We start from the raw sequence: 26,513 nt of genomic DNA on the forward strand, positions 1-26,513 counted from the left end.
TTCCAAGTTCGATGTCGGCATTACTTTTTCTCAGTTCTCAAGTAGCCCATGGCGCCAAACGCTAGGCCAAGCCTCGAACGCGATGGAATCATTGCGGAGGTTTGGGTTGTAATATGGATCTCTCGCTATGGTTGCTTCCCAACGCTTCAGAAACTGCACCTTTTCAGCGGGGTCTTGCGACGTTCTGACGGCCGTCTGGCTTTCGAAGTGATACAGTTCACAAAACGGGTTGTATACGATCCGATAGCCGGCTTCCCGTACTCGTAGACAAAAGTCCGTATCATTGAAGTCGATCCTGAATTCCTCATTGAAGCCGCCAACTTCCCGAATAACCGATTTCTTCGTGGCCATGCATGCGCCCGTAACCGCGCTATAGTTTCGGATCGTCATGGGGTAGCCGTTATAACCAATAGAATCGCCAGGGTGGCCATGATAAAGGTGGGCTGCTGTCTCATTTACGCCCAGCGCGACGCCAGCATGCTGCAGGCGACCGTCTGGGTATAGGAGCTTGGCGCCAACAATACCGACCTCCGAACGATCTGCGTAGTCGACCAGATGCCACAGCCAGTCGCGTGAAATAATCTCCATATCATCGTTCAAAAGGACAACGATTTCGGTTCTCGCCTGATCGAAGGCGAAGTTGGCTTTGCTCGCAAAGTTAAATTGGCCCTCATAGCGATAATGCACTTCCCGATGGCCATGCTCCACTAGTAGCGTGCGGACCTGCCCGTCCAAATGGCCGTTGCTTACCACGACAATTTCATAGTTCGGATAATCGGTGCGGTCGATTATGGAGGACACCAAGTGGCCAACGAGGTTGATCCTTCCTCGTCCTAATATGTCTTTTGTTGCATTATTGGTGGTAATCACCAAAGTCACCGGAGGTGCGATCCGACGTCCTCTTGTTACTCGAAATAGGCCAGTTAGTTTTCCGTCTTCCACCGACGCGCTTGGGCCGAATTTTTGTTTCGCGTACTCGGTCAAAGCTGCGCGTGCATTAAGTAGTGCCGCCGGCTTGGCATCGACCTGCGCGGCGGCAGATCCTTCGAGCATCCGCCAATGGTATAGGACTTCTGGAACATGTACGACCTTATCTCCCGCAAGTGAGATTCTAAGCGCAAGATCATAATCCTGAGCCCCTGTATACCTTTCGCGATAGCCGCCAAGTTCAAGAAACCGAGATTTCCTTACAACAATCATGTGAAGTACATACATCGTAGATTCCAGATGCTCTGGTGACCAATCTGGTTTCATATAATGATCAACATACTCGCCCGTTGTGGAAATCTTGTCTTCATCGCAATAGAACAGAGCCGCCTCAGGGTTGGCCTGTATCGCCTTTGCATAAGAAAGAAGCGCATTTGGGGAAATGGTGTCATCATTGTCGACAAACGCCAGGTAAGAACCTGTGGCGATTTCTGCCGCCGAATTGCTGCAGCGCGAAATGCCCACGTTCTGAGGCAAGCGCTTGATCCTGATTCGGTGATCAATTCCACGAAGTCGCTCCAAAGTATCAATCGTCTCAGGGAGCGTCGATGCGTCGTCACAAAGACACAACTCCCAATAGGGATAACGTTGGCTCATAACAGAGGCTACGCAGGCTTCTAAATATTGCTTTGAGATATTATAGACGGGGACGATAACGCTGATCAGTGGCCATTTGGAAGTCTCTGATATGGACGGCTCTCTGCAAGGCGACAATGAAAGGGGATGCCTCCAAACGTATTTTGCTTTCTTTTCTTGGTTGGTAAGTGGAGAGCGTTCGTCACTTTTAGGCAGGCTCAAGCGCTCTGCCATAAGCGCTGCGATCTTCTTTTCACTGAGATTTGCCTCGATATATTTCCGTCCCATTGAGGCGATCTTCATCACCCGTGCGGATTCAGAACGAACTTCTCTCAGCTTGGAAACTAGACTATCGTGTTTGGGAGAGGCCCAAACATATCCGAGTGGATAAGGACCGGCTGGATCTGAAACTTCAACTAATTCATAATCCACAAGGAAGGAGTTGCGCTCGTTGCAAAATTCCAGGTTCCCTGAGTATCCGGTAACCACGACTGGCTTGCCGCGAACCATCATCTCGGCAATATTGAGCCCGAACCCCTCTGCGCGATGGGGAGAAACAAAGGCGTCGCAGATCTCTTTAAGTGAGTGATTTTCTCCGTCATCGAGAAGACTGTCGATGAGCACAATGTTGCCCCGATCCGCAGCCCTGCGGATATCAGTCAAGCGCTTGGTGGCATGTCCGGTAGTATGACATTTCATTACTAGGACAACATCTGGGGCATTGTCAAACGCCGACGAAAACGCCTCGATGAGAGCTTCCGGATTCTTTCGATCCATTCCACTACTTGCGTCGAACGCATACAGAATGGCAAACGCATCATCGGGAATTCCAAAATGAGCTCTCCCAAGGTTCGCTTTGGTCTGGGGCGGGGACACGACGTGCGGAACGGTGACAACCGGAAGCGATCGGGGCGCGAGGCACTTAATCGCATCTGCGGAAAACTGACTGGGCGACCAGATTTCATCAAAGGCCGCAAAGTTTGCAATCCATTCCGCATTGAACGCCGAGAGCTCCCATACCCAGATTCCGATGGAATAAGCGCCGTCAAGAATATCAGGCGAAACCATTCGGAAAAAATTTTGGAGGGCGTCTGAATTTTGATGAATAATAACGATGTCCGCCTTTGTCGTCGGTCTCGCGATAGGCGGAAACTCCCTATCCGGGTATAAGGCCGCCGTGGTATCGATAATATCCACTGAATTGCTGAAAGATCGCAGCGCTGAAGCATAACCTCGCGCTGCTTCTCCCAGACCATTTTTGGCTAACAGCGGACCGTAAAACGCGATGTGGGCGTCGGCTTTGTGTGGATGCTGCCGCGGAGGACGTCTATTAGCGAAAGGGCAGAGTCCAGATCCAATGCGCCCCTCGACTCTTCCGTGAGTTAACCAATGTGTGTAAGCCGCTGAACTATTTCGCCCACCCAGCGCCTCGGCAATGTCGGGATTTGCATAGAGGTAGCCTTGATCATCGAAATTTAGCGCGCTAAGTGATCCATTGATTGATCGAAGTTCATCCGCAATCGAATCGAGACCATTTTCGCTCGAAAATCTGATGATGTTCTCGATATCCATTTGCAACCGATCCAAATTTCTTAAACGAACAGATAAATCATCACTCGCCATGCGGCGCTATCCGATTCACCAAGCGCAACCCAAGATTTAAATTGAGATTCGCAGAATGTTTAACCAAGGAGAAATGGGAGAGCAATACTCTCACGTCCATAAATTTGGCCCTGCAGCACACGTAGTAAGTGACGTATTTGTCACGAAATCCGAATCTCCACGAAGGCGCGATATTTCCATACCATCCTTTTGAATAGCGAGTGGACTACGGCAATCGAAAAATGAAAAATGGTGGAGCGCGGAGTTGAGGCAGAACGCAAATTGGCATTTCCACTTTTAATGCTTGCACCTTGCGTTTCTCAGCTTTCTGGCAATTATGGGTGTAATTGCTTTGAGAAAATTTGGATACGATTTGTCGCCACTATTTTGGGACACCTCAATGGAAAATCGCGGTGAGAAGAGGAGGTGTATGTCCTTTGCGGAGCTCCTGGGGCAGAGACAAAATGTAATGAGCGCCGTGATCCTGCGCGATATGCGGAGCAGATTCTTCAATCACGGTCTCGGGTTCATTGTGCAATCTCTATGGCCGCTTGCTCATATGGTCGTCATTATATTCATTAACGCATATGCTGGGCGTGCAGCACCATATGGCGAAAGTCCGCTAATCTTTTTCGGGGTAGGGGTAATACCCACTTTGACATTCCTGTATATTTCAAGATTTATGTCGCTTTCGGTGCTTATGAATAGGAATATGCTAAGTTTTCCAGTCGTGAGAGTGGTAGATATACTATTCGGGAGAGCGCTTCTGGAAATAATGGCAGGATGTATAACTCTTGTTTTTTTGTGGGTCGTATTCACCGCATTGGGATTGAACCCCTATCCAGCAGACCCGGCCCAAGCCGTCCTGGCGTATTTGGCTACCATTCTTCTTGCAGTCGGAATTGGTACAATCGCTGGTGTTATCACCTCGTTTATTCCATTTTTTGCAACTGCATATGCCCTCATGAGTATAATCTTTTACATGTCATCAGGATGCCTTTTTGTTACGGTGGACCTTCCTGATCAGGCCGCAATTCCGCTATCATACAATCCTGTCGTCCAATGCGTTGAATGGATGCGTACCGCATATTTTGAGAACTACAGCGATCGGCTTGTAGATAAGGAATATTTACTGGGTTTTGGGATTGCGTCGCTCTTCGTAGGCCTTGTTGCCGAGAGATGTTCTCGAAGGATTCTAATGGACAGTTGAGCTGAAGACGAACAGACGTATCAGGGTAAGCGGTTAGCCGATAGCGGCAGCCCTAAAATTCCATGGCATGAGCAGCTCAATATCAGCGGCTGGCCAGCGATTTGCGATGCGGGTGAGCGTTTGAGATAGCCAGGTGTCAGTACCGGAGCAATACTCCCCAATAGTGCCGTTTGAATCTTCCCCATAAGTGCCGAAGTAAAATTCCCCACTTATGCCGACGTGGACGCCAGGGAGATTTGGGGATTTTTCGGTGGACGTCCGCGTGGCTTTTGAGGTGGCGCGAACGCCGGGGGTGCGATCAAGGCTTTGGACCGGACATGCTCCGGCATCAGCTCGGCATGCTGCCGCAGCCGATAGCTGGATCCTTCGATCTGCACGACGACGGCATGGTGAAGCAATCTGTCGAGCAGCGCCGTCGCGACGACGGGATCTCCGAACACATCGCCCCATTCTGCGAAGCCGCGGTTTGACGTCAGGATCATCGCACCACGTTCATATCGGGCATTGACGAGCTGAAAGAAGAGATTGCCACCGCCTTGGACGACCGGCAGGTAGCCGATCTCGTCGACAATCAGCAAGCTTGGTCTGCAGAGAAGCGAATGCGCTCCTGAAGCCTGCCTTCTCGTTCAGAACGGGCAAGCGAACCAATGAGGTCGGCGAGCGTCGTAAAATACACACTCTTTCCGGCCTTCACGGCTTCGACACCGAGCGCTGTGGCGAGATGGCTTTTGCCTGTTCCCGGTGGTCCGAGGAAGTGAACGGCCTCGTGACGATCGACGAAGCCGAGCTGCGCCAGGGTGAGAATCCGATCGCGATTGAGCGAAGGTTGGAAGGTGAAGTCGAAGCCGGCGAGCGTCTTGATCGTCGCAAGTCTGCCCATTCGCAGTGCGGTCTTGATGCGGCTGTTCTCGCGTAAAGTGAGTTCCTCAGAGAGAAGGATATCAATGGCTTCCAGCGCGGAAAGTTCACCGTGCGCCGATCCTGGTCGAAGCGAAGGCAAATGCCCGATGGTCGCTGGATTTCGTGCACGACCAGTTCGCCTGCGGCAGACGCTTTCGCGTTCTTAACATCGTCGACGATGTGACGCGTGAATGCCTGGCAGCGATCGCTGATACGTCGATCTCCGGTCGCCGTGTCGCGCGAGAACTGACAACGCTGATCGAGCGGCGCGGCAAACCGGCGATGATCATTTCCGACAACGGCACCGAACTAACGTCGAATGCCATCCTCGCCTGGTCGAAGGATCACAAGGTGGAGTGGCACTACATCGGTAAGCGCGATTTTCCCCGCACCTTCTGCAATTGAGTGAGCTTTGGCATGAGGTGTCCACCAAAATAGGTGGACACCAAGTGATGGAAGAAGGTCAAAAACTTGCCGTGCGGCTGGTCGGTCGGAATGGGAGACGCCGTTTCGATCAAAGTTCGAAAGACCGCCTTATTGCGGCCTGCCTTGAACCTGGCGCATCGGTATCGAAACTCGCGCGCGAACACGGGGTCAACGCGAACCTCGTTTGGAAATGGATACGGAAGCACACCCAGCCGCTTGCGTCGCCGCCGTCTTCGACATCGTCTTTTATTCCGGTGCAAATCACCGCGGCCAGCGACGAGTTTGAGTTTGGTGAAGAGCTGCCTCGGAAAGCAGAGAGGAACCGGCCGCTGCCCTCTCCAGCGAAGGTGAGCGCGTCACTGCCGAACGGCGTGAAGCTGACGTTGGAATGCGGTGACGTAGATGCATTGACGGCAATCATCGGAGCGCTGGGTCATGTTCAGACTTGGCGCTGATCTCAAGGTTTACCTGCATCGCGAGCCGATCGACTTTCGGGCCGGCATCAACAGCCTTGCTGTCCTGGTCCAGGAGACGATGGCGCTGGATCCCTTTGCTCCTGCGGTTTTTGCCTTTTGCAATCGCCGTCGTGACCGGGTGAAGCTTTTGTTCTTCGACCGGTCCGGCTTTGTGCTGATCCTGAACGATCTGCATTCATACTGCATCTCTCTTTCGCATTCAGTTGAAGGTTTTGGCGTGTCCGGCATTTTGCTTGCGGGCGGCGACGCGATCGATGAGCTGGTTCCATCGACTGCATTGCTTTTGCGGTAAATTCGTCTTTGGAAGCTCGTACAGGTAGTAGTGCCCGTTGTAGGCATGGCTGGTGACGAGGCCGTGTTCAGCCCATCTGGCGAGAGTATGTTCATGGATATTGAGGTGTTCAGCCGCCTCCTTTTTTGTCAACATCCCACGATCCCGGAGCCGGTCATAGCGTGATCTCAGCTTGTATTCGCGAACGAGATAGGTGACGCGTTTGGTTGTGAAGCGTGCATTGCACTGGTCACGGCGCGTCACCGAGCCCGGCCGATATCCCTGATCGTTGAGAATCTCTGCGATCTCGGAAAAAATATGATTGTCGAGGAGGTTATCGATCAGTGCGATGATGTCGGGGTTCGTCTTGACCTGCTGGCTGGGCGATTTTGGGCTGATGGTGACGAGTGTCTGGGTTTTGCCGCCTTTGAAGCGAATATGAGCCTTGGTTGTGCCTCTCTTCGGTAGTTTGAGGAGGGTGACGTCCTCAATGATGTGAGCAAGCAAGCGCTTTCGTTCGCGGTTCGGGGTCTCTGGGTTGGTCCAGAGTTTTTTGAAGTCCGCCGTCATGGCGACAAACCGCTCGTGGACGGCCTTATCGAGGATGAATTGATCGTGCTCCCGGGCGCGCTCGCGCTCTTCGCGGGCATTAGCCAAGATGCGGAGCTTCTCGTTCCATTCGCCTTCGAGCGTGTCGGCGACGAGGCGGTTATTGGGATCGACGAGCATGAAACGGCGCTGGGCGAGATCGGCTTCCGTTTGCGCGCGCTCGATTGCGCGACAGCGCAGCCGGTCCGTCTCTTCATGTCGCGCTTCGATCTCTTTGCGGACTTCAATCGCCAGTTCGATGGCTGCCGGCGTCATCTGCTCGGCGATCAGCATGCCGATGGCTTCGTCAACAGGAGGTGCAGCGATCGCCTGGCACAGGGGTTCACCGCGATTGGTACGGGCGCGATCACAAACGTACCAGGCTTCCTGCCGACCGCGTCGGGCAGCGTAGCGCATGCGAAAATGCCTGCCGCATTGCCCACACACGGCCCGCCCCTGCAGCAGCGCCGGGCCTTCCCGCGGCGGTGATGCGACCGCCACGTTCCATTTATGGCAGATGTTCGACTTCAGAATCCTCAGGTTCTCCTGATGCTGCTCCCAACTGATGTAGCCGGGATGGGCATCTGGAATGCATGCTGTCCAATCGTCACTCCCTTGTTTGCGCACGAGCTTTTTGCCATCGATGGTTCGTCGATAGCGACGGCGGCCATAGGCATAGGCTCCGGCGTAACGTGGATTGTGCAGCACGCGCATCGCCGTCGAAGGCGTCAGTGGCCGGAAAACCGTCTGGCTGTCGTGCAAGCGAGAGGGAAAGAGAATGCCTTCCTGCCGGAAGGCCTTGACGGTCTGGGAGGCGGATCCGACGCGAGAGAACGTCTCGAAGAAATGGGCGATCGTCTCTCTGACTTGCATGTCTGGATCAAGCGTTACATTGCCGGAGTGGTCATAGACCAGCCCGGTTGGCAGCGGGCAACGGAACTCGCCACGCCGGGCCTTATTGAGGATGCCGCCGCGCAGCCGCGCCTTGATCACATGCAGTTCGGCCTCACTCATTGTTCCCTTGAGGCCGAGCAGGAGCCGGTCGTTGAAGCTTGCCGGATCGTAGACGCCGTCCTCATCGAGGATCAGGGTGTCAGCAAGGGCGCAGATCTCGAGTAGACGCTGCCAGTCGGCATTGTTGCGCGCCAGACGGGAGACCTCCAGGCCCATGACGATCCCGGCATGTCCCATGCCGACATCGCTGACCAGCCGTTGAAATCCCTCTCGCCAGACCGCCGATGCGCCGGATTCACCTTGATCGCTATCGATAACGATAATCTGCTCCTCGCGCCAACCAAGGGCGATAGCGCGCCCGCGAAGCGCATATTGCCGCATGGCGCTCTCGGTATTGTCGATGACTTGCCGCATCGAAGATTGGCGGATGTAGAGGTAGGCGCTGCGTTCGAGGTGATGAGGCTGGACTTTGAGATGTACATTCATCGTGATCTCCGATCGTTGATGCTCATGGCGATTGTCGCAAGGACGTGAACGACGGCGCTGTGTCCGCGGTGCAGCGGCCAAGCAATTGACGATGGGTAATTCTGCTCTCGCGGGGTGCTTGCTGTTGCGGTCAGCGTCTGAGCCCATCCCCACATGCCCCGGCGCAAAAAGAGCATCAGGCCACTACGGGCCATAAGTGGCAGCGCTGCGCCGAGAGCAGCCTTGCGCAAGACCTCGTACTGGGACGCGATGGTCGACGGTAGGATCGGGCATGCCGCCGTCGCGGCAAGGTTTACCTGCCGCTTTTTTTTAGAACCCGCTCGATCGATCTGGGATGAAGCTCGATATCGAGTTCCTGGCGGAGCAGCTTGGCAAGTTCCCGGGCGCGAACGGGTTCTCCTGGAGCGAGCTGCGCCTGCAGAAATGCCACGACCTTGTCGTCGATCTTGTGGGGGCCCCGGGGCCCCGGCTTTGTCGGCACCAGTCCGGCAATGCCGGCCATATCGAAGTTCACCTTGGCCTGGTAGTAAGTCGGCCTGGAAACGCCATACTCGTCGGAGGCCTCCGTCACCGACACCTTGTCGATGGAGACGCGACGCAGCATCTCGTATTTGACCTGCACGGCGTCGTGCGGATCGAAGAACTCGCTGCCCCGAAACTTTGGATCGCGCACCTTCTCGGAGGTGGGATTGAACGTACCCTCTTCGATGAGGGCATCCGTCTTTGTGCGCTTGCTGTCGTACTTCGCAGACATCGATGGCTCCGAGGACATGAAGCGACGTAATCGTAATGTTAATTATGACGCATTTTACGGCCTCGTCAAGACAATCCTCATAGTTTGGCATTAGATAAACCTTGTATTTGCGGGCGACATTCCCACGAAAATAAGACTCATGCGGCATAATCAGCCTTACATGTGCGGCATATTTGTCTTTACACATCTGCCCATCATCGTGGTCTGGAAAAACGCTCCACCAGGGCGGCCAATTCCATTAAGTCGGCGACCCGCAAGAGCGACCGTCCGTTACCCATGACAACTTCAGGATCTGGGCTCACAAGTTCAGTCCATTGCGGGGGAACGGGCCAAACGGTGGCATCCTCGGTCTGCAACAGCAAACGTTTGCCCTGCGAGTTAGCTCGCTCGCCGACGCAAGGAAGCTGCTGTCCAAAAAGGGGATGAAACGGGTGCATGACCCGCACTAACTGCTGACCTGCGCTGGTCGGGGCTGCATTCTCAGATGAGGTACAAGCGGTTGACTGAGGACAAGTTCAGATGGCCCCGCCGCGAGGTGCCGGTCGTTGTGCTGACGACAGAACAGCTCCACTGGATTCTCGACGGCATCGATATCGATGCGATGATCCGCCATCCGGTGCGGCAGTATCAGGTCGCCGGCTGAGGATGGCGAATAGCGATTGACGCGCAGGGGCGGTTCAGATTCAAGAATCTGATGACTCGCACCGGCGAACCGAGCATTGCAGAACTGATGGCGCAATTGGCAGCCAATGCTGCCGAAATCGCTGCGCTCAAAGCCGAGAAGGAAGCGCTCTCGCAGCGGGTCGTCAAGCTTGAGGAGGAGCTGGCGCTTGCAAGGCTGCATCGCTTTGCACCCCGCAGCGAAAAGCACGTTGATCGCCTCTTCAACGAAGCCGAAGAGGCTGCCGACGAAGATGACAGCGGCGACGGTGATGACGTTGTCGATCTCCCGGACACGGGCCTGCCGGCGGTCGCGAGCGCCGTGGGAAAAAAGCGGGGACGCAGACCTCTGCCGGAAGACCTGCCACGCGAGCGTGTCGAATACGACCTTGCCGACGATCAAAAAACTTGTCCGTGCTGCGATAGTCAAATGCATCGCATGGGCGAGGCCGTTACCGAGCAGCTTCATATCGAAGTCAAGGCAAAGGTCCTGCAGAACGTCCGGTTCAAATATGCCTGCCGCCATTGCGACCGCACCGGGATCAACACACCCGTCGTGATCGCACCGATGCCGACGCAGCCCCTGCCGGGCAGCATCGCTACCGCTTCGACGCTAGCCTTCGCGCTCGTCCACAAATACGTCGATGGCACCCCGCTCTACCGCGTGGCTCAGACATTCGAGCAGGCCGGCGTTCCGATCAGCCGTGGCGCTCTTGCTCACTGGGTAATCGGCTCGAGCGAGAAGCATCTGCATCGCATCTATGACGCTCTGAAGCTGCGGCTGCGATCGCAGCCTCTCATACATGGCGATGAGACGACGGTTCAGGTCTTGAAGGAAAGGAACAAGGAAGCCACCAGCACATCTTACATGTGGGCATACCGCAGTGGCGAGGACAGTGAAGAGCCGATCGTGCTTCTCGATTATCAGCCGGGCCGTGGCCAGATACACCCACAGACCTTTCTTGGTGACTACCGCGGCATATTGGTGAGCGATGGCTACACAGCCTGGCGCACATTGCATGGTGCCACCCATGTCGGATGCATGGCTCATTCCCGGCGGCGTTTCGTTGAGGCACTCAAGACCAGAAAGAATGGAGGCGGCCCGCCGGAACAGGCACTCCGGTTCTTCGAGCAGCTATACCGGATCGAAAAGCAGGCAAGAGACAAAACCCTAGATGCCGGTGAGACGACGGCTGATTGCATTCGCCGTTTCCGCCAACAGCACAGCTTGCCTGTCCTGAACGCCCTAAAGGCGTGGCTCGACGCCATCGCGCCGAAGGTCGTGCCGGATACCAAGCTCGGCGACGCCGTCTCCTACGCCCTGAACCAATGGGATTACCTGACACGCTATGCCAGCGACGGCAGGATGCCGATCGATAACAACATTCTGGAACGCGAAATCAGAGTTTTTGCCACCGGAAGAAAATCGTGGCTGTTCAGCGACACCGCCGACGGAGCCAAGGCCAGCGCAGTGATCTACAGTCTGATGCTCACTTGCCGCGCCTGTGGCGTCGACCCGCTTGCCTGGCTGCGCTACGTGCTCACTGAGTTGCCTCAGCGGGACGAAAGGGCCGACATCGTCGACCTGCTGCCGTTCAACTTCGCCAGAACCGAAGCCGCCTGACACTATACGGTTCCAAACGTTGATCCGATGCCAATCAACGGGTGGGCGTCAACGTGCAGCGAAAATCGCGCTTACCTACATCGCGCCAGGAAAGCCGATGCAAAACGGCTATGTCGAGAGTTTCAACGGTCGGATGCGCGATGAACTGCTCAACGAGAGCCTGTTCTTCGGCCTCGATCATGCCCGCAGCGCTATCGCTGAATGGGCGGACGATTATAACCATTTCCGGCCGCACTCATCGCTCGGATATCAGACCCCGGCAGACTATGCCGGAACCATCGCCGCAACCGGCTCCAACGCTGCGCAAGATGAAAGCTTCGCGTTTCCGCCGGTTGCTCACCCAGCGCCACTTGGCGTATTCAAAACTGCCGGAGCTCTAGTCGCCGCTGGATGAAAGTTCCATGGCAGGTCACCATTCGCATGGCTACGCCACGTCCTCACCGAACTGCCGCAGCGCCCCGACGATGTCGATATCGACGACCTGCTGCCCCTTAATTTTAAAAGCCAGCCAGCCTGAGCTGCCCCTTCAAGCCGCTTACCACGTGTAATGAAACGCGCCCTTACTTTACGAATTGAGACGGCATTTGAGGTAAAAGAGAGGTCTAGCGAACCCGTCGCCGTCCCCGGAATTTGTTCATAAATGAAAAGCTCGCCCTAACGTGGGGCACCGGCGCAATTCGAAACAATTCCTCCACATATCCTCGCCGAAGCCAGTACGGACTTCTGTAAACGCTTTGGAAGCCAGGATTGTCACTAAGGATTGTTGATACCTTTGCATGAGCGAACGTCTCATGATTGATACTGAGGAAGTATCCTTGCGTGGTGCGCCCGATCTCTTTCACGTAGATATCAAGCATTCGGCGATTGATTTCAGGAAAGGAATCTTGATTTGCAGTCAGGCTAAAAGCACCGTCTTCTTCACCAACGCAGTTCCAATTTGCTCTCAACCTGATTGCGTCGTTCCTTTCATTTTCGCCTTCAAGGCAAACTGCCTCATCACCCAACGCATTGATTAAGAAATGGCCGGCAAGCAGGTTTACGATGGGAAGGTCGAAGATCGTAACGGACTTCCACCCCATTCGATTTAGATAGTACGCGCCTATTCCGAGACCACCGCCGAATTCGCAAATGCGATCACCTGGCAATGACAATTCCCGTATGCGATTGGCCAAGTACAGCGAATTTATATGACGATAATGCAGGGGGCCGCTTCCAACGTCCAATCCAGCAACGAACGTACACCCAGTGGGCGGCACAATTACTATACCAAGTTTTTCTTCGATTTTTCGTGTAATCTCAAAAGGACCCAAAAGCGCATTCTTGCCCCAGTTCCCCTGTGCGCCAGCTTCGGGGTTTTCGATTGGAAGCACAGCCAAGGCTTCGGCAAGACAAATTAGTTTGTCATAGTATCCGTAAGCTACCGTATCGTCATCTCGGTCCCAGTGGGTATATCCGTCGACGCCAGTTGTGATTCCACCAAACCATGTATATTCCCTACCAAAGTTGGCCAAGTAGTGGGACAACTGCTCCGCATCATCCCGTTGAATGAGATCAAGCAGATCCCCCAGATTCTCCCTTATAAGGACGGACCAGAGGTCCTCATCAGTGATTGTCTTTATTGAACTTTCCTGATTCATCGCCGCCTTGTACGCAGCGATTAAGCGCCGAGCGGTCGCGACCCGTTCGGAACTCCATGAGGCATCGACCTTCCGAAACGACAACTCTGGAAGATCCTTTGAGATTGGATGAACAATAGTTTGATAAAATGCGTCTTCCATCGAGCACCTGGGTTCGGTTGTGGCGGTAGGCTTATCGAATGAGCCGGCGTTACACAATCCCCGCGCTCGATCGGTCAATGCGATACCCTATGCAATTCCTTGTCCGCCATGTGAAGATTTCAGCGTCGGTTTGATCGCGCTCTCAATGCGATTGCGTCATTAAACACCTCTTGAAGACGCGATGCACTCAAGTTCCAATCGAACCGCCGTGCGTTAAAAAGCGAAGCCTGCGCTAATTTTTCGCGTAGAAGAGGGTCGGTCGCCATTTGTTTGAGCCCCGCGGCAATAGAGCGAACATCATTCGGGTCAACAAAAAAAGCGGCGGTACCGCCGACTTCAGGCATTGAGGAGATGTTCGACGTCAGGACCGGCACGCCGGCTGCATTCGCTTCCACTATAGGAAATCCGAAGCCTTCATAGAGGGAAGGCATCGCGAGAAATTCCGCATTCTGATAGAGCTTCGAGAGTTGCTGATCGGAGACATAACCAGTGAGCCGTACTGAACCCTGAAGATTTAGGTTGGCTATGTGCTGTTCCAGATCATGCAGCCGCCAGCCTTGCCCCCCTGCAAGCACGAGCAAAAGGTCTCGGCGTACTTCGTCGGGCAAGAGAGAATAAGCCTCCAATAGTTTTTTTAGGTTTTTGCGGGGCTCAAGAGTACCGACAAACAAGATATAAGGACGATCAATTCCGAAAAGCGGGACCGTATCAGGCTGCGTAGCTCCGGTAAGCTCGGTAATGCCTGGATAGATGACGCGGAGTTTGTTCCGATACTTTTCTGAGAGTACGCATAGCGCCTCGCCGGTAGCGATTGAATCTACTACGATTCGATCGGCAGAATTGGCGGCCGGTTTCATAAGAAGTTGGTCAGCTAACCGCGTTTGCAGACGCATTGTCGATGTTTGGTCGCGCCAAACGAGATCATGGATCGTCACGACACGTGCGATCTTCCGATCGAGGTAAAATGGAAGTCTATGCGCGGGTCCCCAGAAAACATCAATGTCGTCGCGGCTAGCCTGGCGCGTGAGCACTGTTTGTGCCCAAATCATGCGACGGGGGCCACCCGCGAAATTTGAAACTCGTACCCGTACATTAGACGCCTTGATTGGCTCAGCGTTTGGCCTTTCTGGGATATATAGAAAGATCTCATGGCCGGCTAACGCCAGCTGACGAGTCATTTCCTGGACATATCGGCTTATGCCGGTTGTCTTTGTAACCAAATTGCGAGCGTCAATCCCAATTTTCATCTGTCCCCTTCACAGCCATTATCGAACCCACCACTTCACGACGAAACGAAGTTTGCTTGGTTCATTTACTTCCTAAACGAAATGCGGCTCGGCCGTGACAGATAAGAGTTTTTCTGTCAACGCACTGGGCATTTTCGAAGGCCCGGTAGGTGTCTGCTGTTTCACACTCACGGAAGTACCAAATTTCACTGCAGCTCGCGGAAATCCTCCAATTGGATCTCCAAGAACGGACAATCGCTCAACATGCCATTATCGGGTAAGATCCGAATTGGCGCCCGCTTTTTGCGCACAATTTACGCTCGTTGCGGTCGGAAATGTTACGTGCCCAGTTCGCCTCGCTATCCAAACGCGTCGGCAATCAGCGAGCAACTTCATCGGCTTGGTTGGTCAGTGCTTCGAGCTTCGCCCGGCAGATCGTCTCGACATGAGCGATCAAACTTGCGACGCGCGCTGAAAGCCATGCTATTGCTTCCTGGCTTATCTCATAGTGTTTCGAATAACGTGCCTTCACATAGGCTTCGTTGACAATATTGAACCAAGCGACGTAGCGCTGTTGATCGCGAGGCCAGACCTCGGCTAATTGAGGGGCTTGACTCTTGGCAAGGCCACGCAAATGTTTCAGATTGTGCGAAGCCGGGCTGTAGTTCGTCAGCACGAGCAGAAGCGTGGCGTAAGCCTGTTCGATTGACTGGTGCAAAAGGAAAGCTGAACGATTCAACCATCCATTTCTAAAGGCAACCTTAGAAAGGTTCTCGAATTCTAACGCGCCCTGATATCGGCTCTCAAAATGCTCTTTGGCAATCTTGTGTGCCTCCGCCTTCGAGTGGGGCCTTGGTTCCACCAACGGCTCGTCGTCGAGCTCGTAGAGGACGATACCATCCCGGCGGATGTCTTCGAAAAAATATCGGCCCCGCTTAAGCGCGGTGTTCACCTCCCGACGGGAATGAACAATAAAGCGCACTGGCGTCTCCACCTCGCGTAGATGCATGAGCCGGTCGTCGGCATTCTGCCAATAGCGAGCGAAATTGGTGAGCTTACGATTGTTGACCACGATCATAAGATCGAAATCCGAGCGATAGCCCTTGCCCTTATGCGGCTCATCGACCCAGTCGCCGCGCGCATAGGATCCAAACAGAATAATATTCAGGATACGCCCGCGCTTCTTGAAGTCCGACCAGCCACCTTCCAGCATATCCTCGAACTCCTCAGGCAGCACTTCGACGACAAGGGAAAGCTCGCGCTGCTTGACGGGCGGCAAATGTTCGATACTAGAATTCATTGGCGGAAGCGGTTCTTTCCTGGGCATGAGCAATGAATAAAGGAGGTTACGCTCCAAATCCACAGAGTGCAGTAAAGATTGACCTGCCACTGAGAATATCCTCCAGAATGGATTAGAGTCCGGCCAATTATGAACCGCCCCAGGTTTCTGGACCAGCGAAGGCTGGAGTTTTCCGGCTTCATTCAGGGAAGCGGGCTGGTTACGCTTCCCGGATTCATCAGTGAGATCGGGACTTTGTTGCCGATCGCACCATGTGGCCGAACCTCATTATAGTCTCTACGCCAATCCTCCATCTTTTCGCGGGCATCCGCAAGGGTCAGGAACCAATGCTGGTTCAGGCAGTCCGCTCGGAAGCGGCCGTTGAATGCTTCGATAAAAGGCATTGTCCGTGGGTTTACCCGGCCGTGAGAAGTCCAAGATCACGCCCTTGGCATAGGCCCACAGGTCAAGATCGCGGGACACAAATTCCGTACCTTGATCGACACGGATCGTCTTCGGATAGCCGACCTGCCGGCATACCCGTTCCAAGGTTTGCACGACGTCCCCGCCGCGATAGCTGTGACGCGGATCAAGCACCGGCACATAACGCGAGAAGGTGTCGGTCACCGTCAGAACCCGCAACTTCTTTCCGGTCGCCAGCTGGTCGTGAACAAAGTCCATGGCCCAGATATCATTCGGTCCAACCGCCATTTGCCGATCCTCCCGCAGTTTGGCTTTGACCCGGCGCTTTGGCGTCTTGTTTCGCAGTTGAAGGCCCAACTCCCTGTAAATCTTATAGGTTCGCTTGATGTTGGTGCCCCAACCCTCACGCTCTAAGAGCACATGCACCCGACGATAGCCGTAGCGCACTCGGGTTTCGCAGATCTCGCGAATACGACGTTCGAGACCGGCTGATCGGCACGGCGAGAGGTGTAGTGGTAGCTTGAACGATCGAAGTTCAGCGCCCCACAGGCACGCCGGATCGAGATCGCCCAATCGCGGCACATGCCCTTCACCACCTCCCGCTTGCGAGCAGGCCTTAAAGCTTTCGGCGAATAACGTCCTGCAGCATCTCGCGGTCGAGTGTCAGGTCCGCGACGATCTTCTTCAGCCGCGCGTTCTCGTCCTCGAGTTGCTTCAACTTCTTCATCTCCGGGGGCAACATGCCGGCATATTTCTTCTTCCAATTGAAGTACGTCGCCTGGCTGATTCCCGCCCTCCGGCAGATCTCAGCAACCGGCACACCTTCGTCACCCTGCTTCAGAACAAACGCTTTCTGAGCGTCCGAAAACTGCGATGCCTTCATCGTCTTCCGTCCCTTTCCCAGCCAGGAAAATGCACCGGAAAACTCTAACCAAAACTGGTCCAGTTTGAAGGGTTCAGATCACGCACACGCCGTTCCCAATAAATGGTCCAGGCACGAAATGGTCCAGGCACGAAGCCCGCTTTTTTGCACAGGGCTTACGGCATGTTGATCCACTGTTTCGTCATCACTATTCCCGAGCCTTGCAATCGAGCTTGGATCCTTAGGTGAAGGCAGGGTCTCTGCGTTCGTAGAGTGCTCCAGGCCTGGTCAGGACGACCCAGATGATCCGGGCCATTTTAGCGGCAAGTGCAACGACAGCTTTATTGGGGTGCATCCGAGCCTGAAGGCCATCCAGCCAGTTCCCCAATCGATCTCGTGTTCGGTCGAGGTGCCGAAAGCATGATCGTGCTCCATGTACGAGGAGCTTGCGCACGTAGCGGTTCCCCCGCTTGCTGATGCCGAGAAGCTTCTGCTTTCCTCCGGTCGAGTATTCCCGTGGCACAAGGCCAAGCCACGCTGCCAGATCGCGAGCTTTCTGGAATTGTCGGCCGTTTCCAATGGCAGCCAGGAGCGCAGTTGCCCCAACGCTCCGATCCCACGGATCGTCATGAGCCGTCTTGCGGCATCCTCTCGACTGGCTATAGCTTCGATCTCGCGTGTGACGTCGCCAATGCGTCGCTCCAACTGGCCTAGATCGGTGAACAAATCTGCAAGCAGCTTACGCATCGCCGACGAAAGGTCGTTTGACCGGTCCTCGATAACTTGCGGCAGGTCCAGCTTGAACAGGCCCGCGCCCTGCCGGAGGGCGATCCCGTATTCGAGGCAGAAAGCCCGCATCTGATTGATCAGACGCGTTCTTGTTCCGATCATCTGGTCTCGCACTCGGTGCAAAGCCTGAAGATCGGCTTGTTCTTCGCTTTTGAGCGCTGCAAACCGCATCGTTGGTCGGGTCGCCGCCTCAGCGATCGCCTCCGCATCGATGATATCGGACTTGTTCGATTTGACGTAAGGCTTCACAAACTGTGCAGGGATCAAGCGTACCCTATGCCCGAGAGCCTGTATCTTCCTGGCGATCCACTGAGATCCCGCGCACGATTCCATCCCCACGATCGCCGGCGCCGCTCGTTCGAAGAACTGCAGCAGTGTGTCGCGTCGGAACCGAACCTTCTGGACAGGCACGCCATCACTTCTGAGGCCGACGACGTGGAATATGTTCTTGCCGATATCAATTCCGTAGACTGCTCCGGCGGGATGGAGAACCGTCCGGGGTCAATCGCATCTACCGGCAACCCGCCTGATCGAGGATCAGAACCGCGTGCGCACCGTTATCGACCTCGCTGCTGATTTCCTGAAGGTGCGCGTTCATTGCCTCTGTGTCGCACCAGGGCATGACAATGCCTGCACCCTTACCCTTCTTCGGGCAGATCGCCCCGAATATGTAGGTCCATAGCGTTCGCTGATCGTGGGGGCCGATGGACGCGTTCCCCGTTGCGCCCATCGCCGCGTCATCTTGTTCTTTTGCCCGACGCGGGCTTCATCTTGCCACCACAGCTCTATTTCTGTGCCTGGAGCGAGGGTCTTGCTGATCGCGCTGATCTCTTCCGGGAAACTTTTTTAAAATCCTCCACCGCCAATTCGTTCTGGGCATAGTGGCGAGGACGGGCAGACAGCTTGGCAGAGCCCATGGCCTTCAACTCACGTCCCACGGTGCTTTCGTCCAGCGATATCCGATAGTCCTCGAATATCAAGCGTGCCAGGTCCTTCAACCGCCAGCGCACAACGCCGTGAATCGCCGGGATCGGCCCCTTCTCCACAAGACGACGAAGCTCCTGGCGCTGAACGTCGTTGAGTTTCGGACGCTTGCCCGGAGCCTTCACGTTTAAAAGACCCTCAGGGGCCTTGCGTGTTAAAGCGCTCGACCCAGTCCCGCACGATCTGCACAGTCACGCCACCAACTCTCGCGGCCTCGCCGCGCGTCGCTCCATCATAAATCTGCGCGAGAGCCAGAAGCCGCCGCGTCTGAGCGGCATCTTTCGACAGCCGCGCCGCCTTGCGCAAGTCATCGCCGTCCGAAGCCGAAGTGCTGATCCCATGGCAACCCTCCCGTTTGCACCATGGATTCAGATTCATCGCTCAAGAGTCAGCAGCAATGCCGATTGGTATTACAATTGAGGGATAAAATCTGCCGTTGCTGCCCGGTCAAGAACGCGGCCGCTTCCTCGGCCTCACTTGACGTTGCTGCCGCTGCCACTCTGACACGGCGGTTCCAATCCATATCTGTAATCGGGAAATCGCCGCGCAAAAGCCATGGCTGGGACGCAACTACTGGGCCGATGCCTTCCATTGCGGGTGGGATCCGTGTCACGTTAACGTGGTTCAGCCTGCATTCACCTTGCCATAGAGCAACGGACCGGTTGCGGCCAAGATCAACAAGCTAAAGCTCATAAAACGATCCATGTATGGAAGAGTCGCGATGGCCTCCTACGCTCACGCACTCTCGGAACATGAGTTGCATCGAAATTACCGAAGAGCCCACATTTGGGCAGATCCAAGCGGCATCCGTCAGATCACCACTCAAATATCGGGAGACGAGGCCAGACCCGATATGAAAAGTTGCTCCTACCGAATATTCACAATCGCAAAAACGAACGAACCGGCGGCGACGCAAACAGCAAGGGTTGCATAGTAATCCATTTTCAATTCCCCTCATCGCGATAGATAACAGCCTAGGGGCTACCATGTTTACGAAAAAGACGTAAAAATAAACTGTCGCGCACTTTTTCTGTCGCGGGGTTTCATACTGTGACGCGACATCGCCGATGAAAAGGCAAAACCACACCGACATGATCACCTACACTATTCAGGAATAGACGGATGGCGCTCAATTTTCACTTAATCAGGATGCTGAAACTCCCATTGTATCTGAGCATTTTTTTTGTGGTGCCGCGCTAATCGACGACATGAAACCCTTGTCGATTGCGTAGAGCTTGGCGAACGGCGTATCACTGACAATCTTCAGTCCTGCGGGTATTCTGTCGCCGCTATATCGATCGGGCAGATCAGCGTTAACGACAAGCACGAAATCAAAGCGGCGCCGCCAATCTATCAAATAGGGCGTAAAAGCGCTGAAGCTTTCCACCAAGTCCGGACAATCTAGCACACTGACGGAAAGCAGGTTGCCCTCTGGAACGGCGATATTGGTCCATGGCGGCAATACCGCCAGTGGCTGCTTGCCTTTGGCAGTAAATAGCGTCGGCACGAAAGAATGGGCAAAAGGAACGGCGAGCGTCGGCAGGTGCCGGAAAGTGTTCTCATTCCATGCGAAATGCCGATGCTCGATTCCGATTGGAATGTCTCGGGGCTCATGGGCCACTGGCAGGATTGCCGATCCTTTCGGTATGGCGGCGAGGACCGCGCGAATATTTGCGACATCGGCCTGCCCACACCACCAGTTGAAACCAACCCAGGCCGTTCTGCCAAGGACCACACAACTTAGAACGGTAACGAGCAACAAGGCTTCGCGGCGTGGCAACTGCGACAGAGGGCAGATCATCGCCATTGCCCCAAGCGCCGCCATAATCGGAAAGCGCCAGCTGATCCAACCCGTGCCCATGATATGGAGGGGCGACACACAAGAGAGAATGACAAGACCGACCACTGTTACCCCTAAGCCGCAATGCAGCCGCAGGCGTCTGGTGCGAAGAGCGTTCGTACATATTAGCACTAACGGAATTAGAAATAAGGCGTCCACCATCGAGGCATAAGTCCAGATGGCAGACATAAGATTTGCCAGAATTAAGGTCGGCGAATTGTTCCATATTGCACCGAAGTCGGCATCCCCACTGTTGGGTAGCACGGGTGCGTAGATGAACAGACATACTGCCGGGAGCACGCAGGCGAGAATCCCAATCGCGAGCCTTACGCACAGACGCACAATATTACGCGGCGCCAAGGCCTCAAGTGTCGACGAAAGCTCGAGTCCGCACAGAAGCGCAATATAAAAGCCGAGCGAGAAGATATGCATAATCGTCAGAAGCAGGCCGGCGGCAATGCGCCACAGCAGCAAAGCTGTCTGGCTTCCTGGCTGCAAGGCATGATCGACCGTTGCAAAGAACAACGCCATACCTAAACCAATCTGAAAATTGATAAAGCCGCCGATCAGCGTCGCACACCACGCGAAATAGAGAATGGCAACCTGCCAATAGAACGCTCCTTGAAAAAGGCGCCGGTGCAACGCAATTGCCCCTAATGGAGGCGATACGATTGCAAGAAAAAGCAGAATTCGCGCCAGAAACGAGACGCCGATCAGCGGCCCGAGATAGTAGGCAAGGAGATCGATGCCGGCATTGGTGAAAGTCCTGCTCCAGTCGATCGCGTAGATCTGGTGAAACGGCTGCTCCGTTATTCCGCCGGCGAGCAGCCACATGCGCGCATAATGGTTGGGATAATCCAACAATGGTGGAAACTCGAACGCAGCCACGAGAACGGCTACGATGCCGACAAAGGCCGCGATCGCGATGTTCGGTCGCTGCTCGACGATCACACAACCGTCACTAACATCTCCCGCCATGGAATCCGCTGGTTCCGACGCGGTAGAAATACCCAAAGTGTGCTCCACGACGCGTGACATCATCGATGCATTTTCAAGTAATCGGTATCCGGCAGAGTTTCGATTTGCGTGGCCAGAGCAGCTTCAAGCGCTCGGCGTTTTTCCGCGGCAGTCATATCGGCAAAATCGCTGGCAAGGTCGATGGAATGTCCATTTTGAACGAGACTTTCAACCACGAACATCGGCCGCCTTTTGTTCTCCTGAACCAGCCGGCCGATATATTCGCCGATGATGCCAATGCAAATCAGCTGGATCGCGCTAAAAGCTGCGATCGCAGCCATGATGCTTGACCAGCCAACGATAGTCTCGCTCTCGATCCAACGCACCAGCGTATAGATCAACAGAGCAATAGCGGTGGCCGCCGTAACCATGCCGAGCCATGTACTGATGCGCAGCGGCACGGTGGAAAAACTGGTAATGGCGTCGATGGCGAAATTGACCATCTTGCGCAGGGGGTATTTTGTGACGCCAGCGAACCTGGCGTCGCGCTCATAAGGCAGCGCTACCTGCCGCCCGCCGATCCAGCTCACCATGCCACGAATAAAGCGATCCCGCTCGGGCATCGACAGCAAGATATCGACGATCCGGCGGCGCATCAGGCGGAAATCTCCCACGTCGCGGGGGATAGCCACAGAGGCAAGCCGCGACAAAAGGCGGTAAAAGAGCGAAGCGGAGGCGAGCTTGAACCAGCTTTCGCCCTTTCGTCGCGCGCGCTGCCCATAGACGACATCTGCGCCGCGATCCATGATCGTCATCATCATCATCATTAGCTCCGGCGGATCCTGCAAATCGGCGTCGATCAGAAGCACACGCTGGCCGCGCGATGCGGCAAGACCGGCTGTCGCGGCAAGCTGATGACCATGATTGCGCATCAATCGGACGCCGAGCACCTGTGTGACTTCCCCGGCAAGCGAGGCAATGACGTCCCAAGTCCCGTCCGTTGACCCGTCGTCCACCAGAATTATCTCAAAGGCATCGCCGGCTATGTGACGCGCTGTCGCTGCCGCTCGCCGACAAAATTCCCGCAGCCCCTCTTCCTCATTATGGCAAGGCGCGACGATGGAAAGAAGGAACTCTCGCGATATATCGTTCATAGTCACCAACACGGGATTGAAGCGGCGACATTAAGTGCAAAAAGTCAAACAAGATTTAAGGATACGAAAGACCGGACAGAATCGGCTTAACGGACTTGAATATAGACAGTGTTGAGAAGCCGAAGGTGTGCGGATTAGATGCAGCGGGTGCCACCCCAAGCGCGCCAGAATACTTCGACGTGTCGCTTCAGTTCGTAACACAATGCGCAGACCGCAAGCGTAGCGACGGCGATTGGAACAAAGGATGAGGTAGACATCAGCCCCATCTGGTGCAATCCGTAAGCAAGAAGCAACATGACCGTCTGATGGAGCACATAGTAAGTGAGCACTGCCCTGTTCAGATAACTTACGACGGCATTTTCCGAATTCCAGCAAATTTTTGCATACCCGAGAATGGCAACGATAGTACACCATTGAAAGGTGCCCCCGAATGCTCGTCCTGACAGAGCGCGCCACATCTCGGGCTCTCCGGCTGGCAAGGCAGGAAAGAGCAATGCCAAAACCATCGCGCACGCCAAAGCCAGAATGAGAGCCGGTTTTCGCATGCTGACCACTGCATCCCAATATTCATCACGTGTCGCCATGACGACACCGAAAAGGAACGATGCGAAGTAAACGGCATGGCTATACCAGTCATCCAAGATATTGAGCGTCGGGGGAAAAGCCGGCCGTAGAACGAGCCTTATCAGCACGAACAACACTGTGGGCACGATTAGTATCCATTTTCCCCGCAAAAGAGCCGCCAGCCGCCTGCTCATGCTAGGCAACAACTCTGGCCACACTGATGCGGTGAATGTCAGGATCGCGGTATAGATCCAGAGATAGGCGAGATACCATAGGTGCTGCATTCCGCCGAGAAGGAGAGTGAGTTCGCCGTCCGGCAGACGAACCGGTGTCAAGGTCACGTAGTGACAGAAGACGTCAAGCAAGCTGATATCGACTCCCCCGGCAGCATTTAGCCACACATAGATCTGTGGAGGTATGAGAAACAGGAGACCGACAAGAAGCGGCGTCAGTAATTGCCTTGTTCGCGCGCTCCTCAACGCACCAGGAGGATGCCTCGTCAACAAAATGCCGGTCACTGCTCCCGAAATCAGGAAGAGCAGGGACATTCTCCAGGGATGCGTCCACAGATGGATTAAGTCAAAGACCGAGGAGCTGTCCGGCGCCTTCAGTATAAAGTTTCTCGAATTATACATCAGGCTGACGTGATAGATGATCAGCAGCATGAACGCTGCGACCCTGACAAAATCCAGATCGTGCCGACGTGACATTCCATCCATGATTTCGTTTGTAGGGCACATCCATTAATATATGGTTCAGAAAATGAATTGAAATCTTAAGATGCATGCGGTGCTCCTCTTTACCGACCCCAGAAATCGCCAACGCTTGTTCAGCCCTATCCAAGACGGTTGGTAACCAGACCGTGTTCCATTTCCAATTTGCGAGAGCCCTTGCGTCCGAGCCGTTCGGCGGAAAACAGCTATAGACCTAGTCTGGTAGGATGTCGTTTCCCCGACGGCTGGTGGCATCTGCGACATGGACTGGGCTTACTCATCTTTCGCGCCGATCATGTGCCGTTACTGGATTTAGTTAGGTCAATTATCCTCTGGCCAATCGAAATTTTCCGCGTCAACCCAATCGGCGGTAGCAGGTCTCTTCTCAGGGGTACCAAGAAAATCCTCTAATACCGCTCCCGCAATATCCCAAGGAACATAACTCTTTCTAAGAACGGAAGCTCCATTATTCAAAATATCAAACACTTCTTCGCTCATCGCAATAGATCTGGAAGTTATTGAGAAGTTTCGTGCGAAATCATCTGCATTGTAACGATATGGCATCGAAATACCCTCTCCTTTCATATAGTATAAGAGAGTATTGATCTCCACTTTCAGCTAGAAATTGGATTGAGCCACCCACATCTTCTTCCCATCGTGCTAGGCGCTGCTTCGGATCATGCGTGGGCTGGACACTTTGCGGTGAATCCGTTTCCGATGGGAACAGGGGTCAAGGTCTGGCTTTCGACGGGGCATACGGCAAAGGAGGTCACGTATTCAATAGGAGCCCCGACTGCGAGACGATGGGACGGCTGTTTGTAGCCATTCCATCGGACAGAGGAGCTCGTCATGACCCCACTTCGCCAGCGCATGAGCGAGGACATGCAGGTGCGCAATTTTTCGCTCAATACCCAGCTGTCGTATCTACGGCAGGTGTCGCTGTTCGCACGATACTTCGGCAAGTCGCCGCACTTGCTCGGCCGCGAGGATATTCGGACCTATCAGGTCTATCTGGCCAACGCGCCGACCTCAATCCATATCGCCGTTTCGGCGTTGTGCTTTTTCTTCAACGTCACGCTCGAGAGGGATTGGGTGCCTGCAGAAGTATTGCCGCTTCCCAAGAAGCCGCAGAAGCTGCCGGTCATCCTCAGTCCGAATGAAGTACGGCACTTTCTCTGCTGCGTGGCCGATCTCAAACACCACGCCATCCTGACGACGTGCTATACCGCCGGTCTGCGCATTTCGGAGGCGGTGCAGCTGAAGCCCACCGACATCGACAGCCAGAGAATGATCGTCCGTGTCGAGCAGGGTAAGGGCCAGAAGGACCGCTATGTGATGCTGTCGCCCAAGCTCCTGGAGATCCTGCGCGACCATTGGAGGATGCGGCGGCCAGAGCGTGGCTCTTCCCTGGCGATCGCACCGGCCAGCCGATCAGCAGGGATGCAGTTGGGCAAGCCTGCGCAAAAGCGCACGATCTTTCCGGCTTGTCCAAACCGGTGACACCGCACAGCTTGCGGCACGCCTTCGCCGTCCATCTCCTGGAGGCCGGCACCGACGTGCGCACCATTCAGTTGCTGCTCGGTCACCGCAGCCTCGCGACCACCGCCCATTATCTACGGATCGCCACCAACAAGGTCTGCGCTACGGCGAGCCCGTTCGAGCTATTGCCGCGTCCGGCGCCGTCCCCGCCGCCCGCCAAGCCGGAGTATTTCTGATCTCCCGATGGCCCGTTCGGGGCCGGAAGTGGCGGATATCTTCCGTCGCTACGGCGAGGCCTATCGTGCCCAGCACATATCGTTGTCCACTGCGCAGCGCCGCGTCATGACGGCGATCGAGTTGTGCCGCACCGCTGCCCTCGGCGGGCACGTCGAAGCGTGCGATCAACGCGGCCACCGGCGCATCGCCTTCAACAGCTGCCGTGACACGCATTGTCCCCGCTGCCAATCGCTAACCCGGGCGCAATGGCTGGAGGATCGTCGCGCCGAGTTGATCGACACACAGTACTTTCACGTCGTCTTCACGTTGCCGGAGGCCATTGCTGCCATCGCCTACTAGAACAAGGCGCTCGTCTACGGTCTGCTGTTCCGCGCCACCGCCGAGACGCTGCGCACCATCGCCGCCGACCCCAAGCATCTCGGCGCCGAGATCGGCTTCTTCGCCGTCCTGCACACCTGCGGGCAAAATCTGCTGCACCATCCCCACCTGCACTGTGTCGTGCCGGGGGGCGGGTTCTCGCCGGACGGCGCGCGATGGATTGCCTGCAAGCCTGGGTTTTTCCTGCCGGTCCGCGTGCTCTCACGCCTGTTCCGGCGATTGTTCCTGCAGCTCCTGGAGAAGGCCTTCGACGCGGGCAAGCTGCAGTTCTTCACCGCCTTGCAGCACCTCAACGAGTGCAAAGCCTTGTCGGTTACGGGAGGTTCGTCGGCGCGG

15 protein-coding genes and 8 pseudogenes are annotated in these 26,513 nt (G+C 55.0%); 8 read left to right on the top strand and 15 right to left on the bottom strand.

Annotated elements, in window-relative coordinates; translation table 11 throughout:
• Positions 1-30: 30 nt before the first annotated feature.
• A complete protein-coding gene (locus tag NXC24_RS30555; protein ID WP_104827068.1) occupies positions 31-3,186 on the bottom strand; it encodes a glycosyltransferase in 3,156 nt (1,051 codons plus the stop codon).
• A gap of 379 nt (positions 3,187-3,565) precedes the next feature.
• On the opposite strand from NXC24_RS30555, the gene NXC24_RS30560 reads away from it, so the two are divergent.
• The gene (locus NXC24_RS30560) at positions 3,566-4,375 is read left to right on the top strand and encodes a capsular biosynthesis protein (protein WP_245464082.1); all 810 of its coding nucleotides are present in this window, start codon (positions 3,566-3,568) and stop codon (positions 4,373-4,375) included.
• A 209-nt stretch (positions 4,376-4,584) separates the two neighbouring features.
• Here the strand turns inward: NXC24_RS30560 and istB are convergent.
• Positions 4,585-5,348 (bottom strand): annotated as a pseudogene (istB, locus tag NXC24_RS30565) (IS21-like element ISRel3 family helper ATPase IstB); the annotation flags it as partial.
• Here istB and NXC24_RS30570 point away from each other — a divergent pair.
• Both NXC24_RS30570 and NXC24_RS30575 read left to right on the top strand, forming a co-directional pair.
• Positions 5,345-5,644 (top strand): annotated as a pseudogene (locus tag NXC24_RS30570) (DDE-type integrase/transposase/recombinase); the annotation flags it as partial. The pseudogenes istB and NXC24_RS30570 sit on opposite strands and share 4 nt — an antisense overlap.
• A gap of 80 nt (positions 5,645-5,724) precedes the next feature.
• Positions 5,725-6,156: a transposase gene (locus NXC24_RS30575; RefSeq protein ID WP_104827070.1), complete on the top strand. Its 432-nt coding sequence runs from the start codon at positions 5,725-5,727 to the stop codon at positions 6,154-6,156.
• Here the strand turns inward: NXC24_RS30575 and NXC24_RS36015 are convergent.
• The 3 genes from NXC24_RS36015 to NXC24_RS30590 form a co-directional block, all read right to left on the bottom strand.
• Positions 6,119-6,352, bottom strand: a complete 234-nt coding sequence (locus tag NXC24_RS36015; protein WP_245464083.1) for a hypothetical protein — start codon at positions 6,350-6,352, stop codon at positions 6,119-6,121. The two genes, NXC24_RS30575 and NXC24_RS36015, sit on opposite strands and share 38 nt — an antisense overlap.
• A 24-nt stretch (positions 6,353-6,376) precedes the next feature.
• Positions 6,377-8,476 (bottom strand): recombinase family protein, encoded by a 2,100-nt coding sequence (locus NXC24_RS30585; RefSeq protein WP_104827072.1) that lies wholly within the window; start codon positions 8,474-8,476, stop codon positions 6,377-6,379.
• A 292-nt stretch (positions 8,477-8,768) separates the two neighbouring features.
• Positions 8,769-9,230, bottom strand: coding sequence for a helix-turn-helix domain-containing protein (locus tag NXC24_RS30590; RefSeq protein ID WP_100674988.1), 462 nt, complete (start codon positions 9,228-9,230; stop codon positions 8,769-8,771).
• A gap of 457 nt (positions 9,231-9,687) precedes the next feature.
• Between NXC24_RS30590 and tnpB the strand changes: the two genes are divergently transcribed.
• The 3 genes and pseudogenes from tnpB to NXC24_RS30605 all read left to right on the top strand — a co-directional run.
• Entirely contained in the window at positions 9,688-9,873 is a 186-nt protein-coding gene (tnpB, locus tag NXC24_RS30595) for an IS66 family insertion sequence element accessory protein TnpB (RefSeq protein WP_281060755.1), read from the top strand.
• A gap of 51 nt (positions 9,874-9,924) precedes the next feature.
• On the top strand, positions 9,925-11,514 hold the full coding sequence (locus NXC24_RS30600) for an IS66 family transposase (protein WP_104827074.1): 1,590 nt from the start codon (positions 9,925-9,927) through the stop codon (positions 11,512-11,514).
• Between the two features lie 76 nt (positions 11,515-11,590).
• A pseudogene (locus NXC24_RS30605) lies at positions 11,591-11,908 on the top strand (transposase); the annotation flags it as partial.
• A 208-nt stretch (positions 11,909-12,116) separates the two neighbouring features.
• Here the strand turns inward: NXC24_RS30605 and NXC24_RS30615 are convergent.
• The 10 genes and pseudogenes from NXC24_RS30615 to NXC24_RS35325 all read right to left on the bottom strand — a co-directional run bounded on the left by NXC24_RS30615 (position 12,117) and on the right by NXC24_RS35325 (position 24,647).
• Complete coding sequence (locus NXC24_RS30615; protein ID WP_104827075.1) at positions 12,117-13,292, bottom strand: hypothetical protein; 1,176 nt, start codon at positions 13,290-13,292, stop codon at positions 12,117-12,119.
• Positions 13,293-13,411: 119 nt separating this feature from the next.
• Positions 13,412-14,539: a glycosyltransferase family 1 protein gene (locus NXC24_RS30620; protein WP_104827076.1), complete on the bottom strand. Its 1,128-nt coding sequence runs from the start codon at positions 14,537-14,539 to the stop codon at positions 13,412-13,414.
• Positions 14,540-14,897: 358 nt separating this feature from the next.
• On the bottom strand, positions 14,898-15,818 hold the full coding sequence (locus NXC24_RS30625) for a nucleotidyltransferase and HEPN domain-containing protein (protein ID WP_104827077.1): 921 nt from the start codon (positions 15,816-15,818) through the stop codon (positions 14,898-14,900).
• A 182-nt stretch (positions 15,819-16,000) separates the two neighbouring features.
• Positions 16,001-17,103, bottom strand: a pseudogene (locus tag NXC24_RS30630) (IS3 family transposase).
• A 220-nt stretch (positions 17,104-17,323) separates the two neighbouring features.
• Positions 17,324-18,333 (bottom strand): annotated as a pseudogene (locus NXC24_RS30635) (IS110 family transposase).
• Between the two features lie 58 nt (positions 18,334-18,391).
• Positions 18,392-19,233, bottom strand: a pseudogene (locus tag NXC24_RS36020) (IS630 family transposase); the annotation flags it as partial.
• Positions 19,234-19,999: 766 nt separating this feature from the next.
• A complete protein-coding gene (locus NXC24_RS30655) occupies positions 20,000-21,673 on the bottom strand; it encodes a hypothetical protein (protein WP_245464203.1) in 1,674 nt (557 codons plus the stop codon).
• Positions 21,674-21,732: 59 nt separating this feature from the next.
• The gene (locus NXC24_RS30660) at positions 21,733-22,797 is read right to left on the bottom strand and encodes a glycosyltransferase family 2 protein (RefSeq protein ID WP_104827917.1); all 1,065 of its coding nucleotides are present in this window, start codon (positions 22,795-22,797) and stop codon (positions 21,733-21,735) included.
• A 143-nt stretch (positions 22,798-22,940) separates the two neighbouring features.
• Positions 22,941-24,110 (bottom strand): acyltransferase family protein, encoded by a 1,170-nt coding sequence (locus NXC24_RS30665; protein WP_348632757.1) that lies wholly within the window; start codon positions 24,108-24,110, stop codon positions 22,941-22,943.
• Positions 24,111-24,404: 294 nt separating this feature from the next.
• On the bottom strand, positions 24,405-24,647 hold the full coding sequence (locus tag NXC24_RS35325; RefSeq protein ID WP_158704586.1) for a hypothetical protein: 243 nt from the start codon (positions 24,645-24,647) through the stop codon (positions 24,405-24,407).
• Positions 24,648-24,932: 285 nt separating this feature from the next.
• On the opposite strand from NXC24_RS35325, the pseudogene NXC24_RS30670 reads away from it, so the two are divergent.
• Positions 24,933-25,798, top strand: a pseudogene (locus NXC24_RS30670) (tyrosine-type recombinase/integrase).
• A 7-nt stretch (positions 25,799-25,805) separates the two neighbouring features.
• Positions 25,806-26,471: pseudogene (locus tag NXC24_RS30675) on the top strand (transposase zinc-binding domain-containing protein); the annotation flags it as partial.
• Between the last annotated feature and the right edge of the window lie 42 nt (positions 26,472-26,513).

It is taken from the genome of Rhizobium sp. NXC24 (assembly GCF_002944315.1).
Taxonomy (GTDB): domain Bacteria; phylum Pseudomonadota; class Alphaproteobacteria; order Rhizobiales; family Rhizobiaceae; genus Rhizobium.

Coding starts and splice junctions, on each gene's coding strand:
- NXC24_RS30555 (WP_104827068.1), bottom strand. CDS start 3,186: ATGGCGAGTGATGATTTATCTGTTCGTTTAAGAAATTTGGATCGGTTG.
- NXC24_RS30560 (WP_245464082.1), top strand. CDS start 3,566: ATGGAAAATCGCGGTGAGAAGAGGAGGTGTATGTCCTTTGCGGAGCTC.
- NXC24_RS36015 (WP_245464083.1), bottom strand. CDS start 6,352: ATGCAGATCGTTCAGGATCAGCACAAAGCCGGACCGGTCGAAGAACAA.
- NXC24_RS30585 (WP_104827072.1), bottom strand. CDS start 8,476: ATGAATGTACATCTCAAAGTCCAGCCTCATCACCTCGAACGCAGCGCC.
- NXC24_RS30590 (WP_100674988.1), bottom strand. CDS start 9,230: ATGTCTGCGAAGTACGACAGCAAGCGCACAAAGACGGATGCCCTCATC.
- NXC24_RS30600 (WP_104827074.1), top strand. CDS start 9,925: ATGACTCGCACCGGCGAACCGAGCATTGCAGAACTGATGGCGCAATTG.
- NXC24_RS30615 (WP_104827075.1), bottom strand. CDS start 13,292: ATGGAAGACGCATTTTATCAAACTATTGTTCATCCAATCTCAAAGGAT.
- NXC24_RS30620 (WP_104827076.1), bottom strand. CDS start 14,539: ATGAAAATTGGGATTGACGCTCGCAATTTGGTTACAAAGACAACCGGC.
- NXC24_RS30625 (WP_104827077.1), bottom strand. CDS start 15,818: ATGAATTCTAGTATCGAACATTTGCCGCCCGTCAAGCAGCGCGAGCTT.
- NXC24_RS30655 (WP_245464203.1), bottom strand. CDS start 21,673: ATGGCGGGAGATGTTAGTGACGGTTGTGTGATCGTCGAGCAGCGACCG.
- NXC24_RS30665 (WP_348632757.1), bottom strand. CDS start 24,110: ATGTGCCCTACAAACGAAATCATGGATGGAATGTCACGTCGGCACGAT.
- NXC24_RS35325 (WP_158704586.1), bottom strand. CDS start 24,647: ATGCCATATCGTTACAATGCAGATGATTTCGCACGAAACTTCTCAATA.